Origin of the sequence: Thiocapsa sp., from assembly GCF_035467215.1 — a bacterium.
Classification (GTDB): domain Bacteria; phylum Pseudomonadota; class Gammaproteobacteria; order Chromatiales; family Chromatiaceae; genus Thiocapsa.
In genome coordinates this window covers 1-4,872 of the sequence record NZ_DATITZ010000344.1, presented here as the reverse complement: position 1 = coordinate 4,872, position 4,872 = coordinate 1, and the positions used below count along the sequence as shown (strand labels likewise).

At 64.9% G+C, this 4,872-nt stretch carries 5 protein-coding genes; 3 read left to right on the top strand and 2 right to left on the bottom strand.

What is annotated here, in order from left to right; genetic code table 11:
- Positions 1–159: 159 nt before the first annotated feature.
- Positions 160–1,869: a winged helix-turn-helix domain-containing tetratricopeptide repeat protein gene (locus tag VLR48_RS18530; protein ID WP_325293200.1), complete on the top strand. Its 1,710-nt coding sequence runs from the start codon at positions 160–162 to the stop codon at positions 1,867–1,869.
- A gap of 80 nt (positions 1,870–1,949) precedes the next feature.
- Here VLR48_RS18530 and VLR48_RS18525 read toward each other — a convergent pair whose 3' ends face one another.
- Positions 1,950–2,327, bottom strand: a complete 378-nt coding sequence (locus VLR48_RS18525; RefSeq protein WP_325293199.1) for a sulfurtransferase — start codon at positions 2,325–2,327, stop codon at positions 1,950–1,952.
- Between the two features lie 110 nt (positions 2,328–2,437).
- Here VLR48_RS18525 and VLR48_RS18520 point away from each other — a divergent pair, with 110 nt between their 5' ends.
- Positions 2,438–3,499: a thioredoxin family protein gene (locus tag VLR48_RS18520; RefSeq protein ID WP_325293198.1), complete on the top strand. Its 1,062-nt coding sequence runs from the start codon at positions 2,438–2,440 to the stop codon at positions 3,497–3,499.
- 26 nt (positions 3,500–3,525) lie between these two features.
- Here the strand turns inward: VLR48_RS18520 and VLR48_RS18515 are convergent, their stop codons facing one another.
- Positions 3,526–4,383 (bottom strand): DUF6920 family protein, encoded by an 858-nt coding sequence (locus VLR48_RS18515; RefSeq protein ID WP_325293197.1) that lies wholly within the window; start codon positions 4,381–4,383, stop codon positions 3,526–3,528.
- A 127-nt stretch (positions 4,384–4,510) separates the two neighbouring features.
- Here VLR48_RS18515 and VLR48_RS18510 point away from each other — a divergent pair.
- Positions 4,511–4,872, top strand: a 362-nt coding sequence (locus VLR48_RS18510; protein ID WP_325293196.1) for an ATP-binding cassette domain-containing protein, incomplete at its 3' end; no start/stop codon positions are given.

Genomic DNA, 4,872 nt, shown 5'->3' with positions numbered 1-4,872 from the left:
CATCGGCGACGTGGCCGGGGTGATGAGCGAGGCCGGCCGGGGTTGCGGGCGCGGCGGGGGCAGTGGCGTATGCGTGCGCCGCGTGGGGAGAAAGACCTCGGTCACCGTCTAAACTTAAGACGAACGCGACTCGAATCAACGCCGATAGAGGCTTGACCCTTGGCGACGATCCCCGATCCGGACACCTTTTCGCGGCTTGAAACACCCTTCGCCGTCGGCGACTGGGAGGTCCATCCACGCTCCAACGAGATCCGTCGCGGGACTAGGAGGGTCAAGCTCGAGCCGAAGGTCATGCAGGTCCTCTGTTTTCTCGCCGCGCGGCCGGGGGCCGTGGTCTCGCGCGAGGAGTTGGAGGCGGAGGCATGGTCCGGGATGGTCGTGACCTACGATGCGGTGACCAGCGCCATCATCAAGCTGCGCAAGGCGCTGGGCGATGAGGCCCGTCACCCGCACTACATCGAGACACTTTCCAAGAGCGGCTACCGCCTGATCGCCGAGGTCCACGGCGGGGTGCCCGACGAGCCGCATCTCACCGCCGGGCGTGCTGCACAGCCCCGATCGTCGATCGCCTTTCGCGTCCTGATTCCGTTCGTCGCGCTCGTCTTGATCGGTGTCTGGCTTGTTCTCCCGAACGGTGGCGATCCAACGCTGTCCGATGGCGGGGGCACGGTTCCGGCACCGGCACAGACCCCCGGAATCGCGGTGCTACCCTTCGTTAACCTAGGCGCCGTTCCGGAGCAGGATTACTTCGCCGACGGGATCACCGAAGACCTGATTACCGATCTGTCGAAGCTCTCGAGCCTCTGGGTGGTCGCCCGCAATTCCGCCTTTGCCTATCGGGGCAGCACCGAAGACGAGCGTACGATCGCTCGCGAGCTCGGCGCCGAATATGTCCTCAAAGGCAGTGTTCAACGTTCCGCGGACCGGATTCGGATCAATGTGCGGCTCGTCGATGGTCTGCGCGGCAGCAATCTTTGGGCGGAACGCTATGACCTGCGGATCGATGACCTTTTCGCGCTGCAGGACGAGATCGCGGCCAGCATCCTCTCGGCGATCGAGGTCGAGATTGCCCCGAGCGATCGCGCGAGGTTGGGTCGCAGTCACGTCCCGAGCATCGAGGCATACGATGCCTTTCTGCGCGGACTCGACCACCATGGAAGACGTTCGCTCCAGGATACCCAAATGGCGATCGATCACTACCGCCGAGCAATTGCCATCGACCCGGAATTCGCCCGTGCCTATGCCGGCCTCGCACTGGTCTATGGGCGCGATGCGTTCGACGGATGGGACCTCGGTGCGGAGGACGGGCTCGCGAAGGCGGAAGAGTTGATCGCCAAAGCGAGGTCGCTCGATCCGATGGTCCCTCAAATCCATTTCGTCCAAGGCCAGATCGAGCTGTTTCGACGCAACTATGCAGCCGCCATGCGCAGCGCCGAGGAGGCGATCGCGATCAAGCCCAACTACGCCGATGCCCATGCGTTGCTGGCCTGGATCCTTCACTTCGCAGGTCGAGCCGACGACGGATGGGTCAGCATGGAGCGGGCGGTCCGTCTGAATCCCCGCGTGCCGGCAATCTACCGACTCGTGCGCGGGGCGCTCCACTACGAGAGCGGCGACATCGACCGGGCCTTGGCCGATTTCGAGGCCGCCGTCGAGATGAGTCCGAGTTTTCAATTGAGTCGCGTCTGGCTCGCGGCGGCTTATGCCGCGGCCGATCGACCCGGGGATGCCGAGTGGGAGACCCGCGAGATCCTGGCGCTGGACCCGGCCTTCTCCGTGTCGCATGTCCGACGCGCCTTTCCGATCAAGGATCCGATCTATCGCGATCGTTTCCTGGAGGATCTGCGGCGCGCCGGACTGCCGGACTGAGCACCTTGCGCCGGTCGCCGCCATCCTCCGAATCTTGCGCGGCGGACAACCAACCACTGGTCACCGCCGCTCGCGCCCCGTCATTCGGCGACGGCAATTTTTCGCTCGACGGGCCGCTCTTCCAGCCGACTCCACTGCGCCATCGAGCCGTCATAGAGTCGCGCCTGCGTATTGCCCAGCAGCTCGCTCGCGACGAACCACCCGAGCGCGGAATTGTGACCGGCGTTGCAGAAGGCGATCTGCGGCGCCTCCGGGTCGATCTCCGCCAAGACCGTCAAGCGACGCAACGACTCGGGCGAACGCAGCGTGCCGCCGTTGTCGACCGTCAGCCACTCGATCGGCAGGTTTTGCGCACCCGCCAGGGTACCCGGTTTTTGTGTCTTGCCGTTGCGGGTGATGCCGAGATACAACCCGAGCGCCTTGCCCGGGCTATAGGGTATGTGTAGCAGCCCGGTCAAAACGACGGCTGGCGACAAAACGACCTTTTGACGACGCTTCGACGACGCCGGCCCTGATCGACGCGAGGATCCCTATACTGTTGGAAAATCAATGAAATCGGATGTCCGCTATGCCCCGTCATATTGCCTACCCTTCTTTGCTCGTCCTGCGCTTCCGGCTCATGCTCCTGTGGCTCGTGCTCTTTTGGTTTGCAGCTCCTTCCGTCGTCTCGGCGAGAGACTTCGATGACTCCGCGCTCGCGCACGTCGCCTATCCGGACTGGTTCAAGGTGAGTTTTCTGGATCTACGCGACGACCTTGCCGATGCGGAGGCAGAGGGTAAAGAGGGGATCATGGTGCTGTTCACGACCGAGGGCTGTTCCTACTGTGCGCAGTTCATCCGCCGGACCCTCGGCGACGAGGCGATCGCCGCCAGGGTGAAATCCAGGTTCGATGCCATCGGATTAGAGATGTTCAGCGACGCGGAGATGGTCGGCCCCGGCGGCGAGCCGATGCGTGTGAAGGCGTTTGCCGAGCGCGAGGGGGCCGGGTTCGCGCCGACCCTGCTCTTCTACGGCACGAACGGCGAGCCCCTGTATCGCGCGGTCGGCTATCGAGACCCGGAGCGCTTCGGGCTGGAGCTGGACTACCTGGAGGTCGCTTATGATCGGGGGCAATCCTTTCGCGATTTTATTGCCGAGCGCGTGCGTAAGTCCGAGACGGTGCGATCGACCTACAGCTTGGCGCCCGATCCGCTCTTCAGTGCTCCCCCGTATGCCTTGGATCGAAGCCGCATCGCGGCCCGGCAGCCCTTGCTCGTGATCTTCGAGACCGACGGTTGCGCCGGGTGCGAGGCCTTCCACACCGAGGTGCTGGCTCTGCCCCGGGTACGCCGGCTGTTGGCGGGTTTCGAGATCGTCCGGCTCGACGCCGGCGACGCCGAGACACCTGTGCTGGCGCCCGACGGTACACGGAGGACGCCGGCGGCGTGGTACGCCGCGACGGGGTTGTCGCATCTCCCCGCGCTGCTCTTCTTCGAGGAGAACGGCCGCGAAGTCCTGCGGACCGACGCCGTGGTCCTGCCTCAAAGGATGATGAATTCGCTCCTCTACACCCTCGAGCGCGCGTACGAAAAGCAGTGGACATATCAGCGTTTCGCCCGCTCGAAGGCGCTCGAGCGGAGTCTGCCGTAACCGACCTCACCCGCAAACGACGCCGCTCAGGCGGAGAATTTGTACATCACCTCGGTCACCCGACCCCGCCAGTAGGGCGTGCGCCCCTCCGGAAGAATCCAGGCGACCTCGGCCTGCACCGGGATCCGCATCTCGCTGCGGTCCTTGTACTCCGAGAAGCTGGCCTCCCAGGGGGTTTGGACCATCTTGCCGTCCAGCGCGCGGTAACGCCCGCTCGCGCGCACGCCGCCGATCAGACCGGCCTCGTCGAAGTCGAAGACGAGCGACACGCTCAGATCGCCGTCGGCGAGCGTGGCGCGGGCCGAGCGATCGTCGATCGGCTCCCAAACCACCCCTTGGCTCGGCAGGAGCTTGGTCGGGTACAAGGGCGCTTCGGCAAGGAAGCGCATCAGCTCGGCATGTGTCAGCTCCGGGCTGCTCGGGACCTTTACGACCGGGAAGAGGCCGAAGAGCGCGGCCTTCAACACGCCCGTGCCGGCGATATAGGCATCGAGCACGAAAACCTTGGTCGCCGGGGCGATGCGTACCCGGGCGTCCCAATGGAATCCCGGACGCTGCATGACCACCGATTGGGTCGCGGTTGCTGGGTACCATTTGCCCTGACCGCGGCCGAGGTCGATCTCGCCTGCGAGCCCCAGCTCGGCGGCGGAGATGATGGGCTGGCCGTCCTTTAAGCTCTCGAGAAAGTAGCGCTGCACGGGCGCGGGAAGCCCCTCCAGCTCGCTCGAGTCATAGGTGTTGGGGATGATCCTCCCGCGGCCGGCCTCGAGACGTGATTGCAGGCGTGTCGTGCCGGCCTGCCACCGTGTGACCCCGAAGAGCAGAACGGCCGTGGGCATGATGATAAGTGCGAGCAACAACAGGAAAACCAGGTTCAGCCACATGTGCGATTCTCTGTTCCGGGGGTCGGGATGATTCCCCGGCATTATTCAAGGTGATCGTCGATCCGTCCACCGATCCGATAGGGAGCGGTTTGGCAATGCCGCAAGCACAGGGTATCGTTCCGTCGTCATGGACACACTCGCCCGCGTCACCGATCTCAGCCGCCGCTTCGGAGCCCGTCGGGCCTTGTGCGGCCTCGATTTCGAGCTGCGGCAGGGCGAGGTGTTGGGCCTGCTCGGGCCGAACGGGGCCGGCAAGACCACCTGTCTGCGCCTGCTGAGCGGGACACTTGCGCCCAGCGGCGGGCGGGTCGAGATTCTGGACATCGATCTTGCGCGGCACCCGGTTGCGGCCAAGCGACATCTGGGCTATCTGCCGGAGCGCCCGCCGCTCTATCCCGAGCTGCGCGTCGACGAGTATCTGCGCCACTGCGCCGGGTTGCATCGCATCCCGCGCGCCGATGTCGCCGATGCCGTGGATCGGGCGAAGCA

Excerpts from the sequence above, each read along its gene's own strand:
- VLR48_RS18520 (WP_325293198.1), top strand. The coding sequence starts at position 2,438 with ATGCCCCGTCATATTGCCTACCCTTCTTTGCTCGTCCTGCGCTTCCGG.
- VLR48_RS18515 (WP_325293197.1), bottom strand. The coding sequence starts at position 4,383 with ATGTGGCTGAACCTGGTTTTCCTGTTGTTGCTCGCACTTATCATCATG.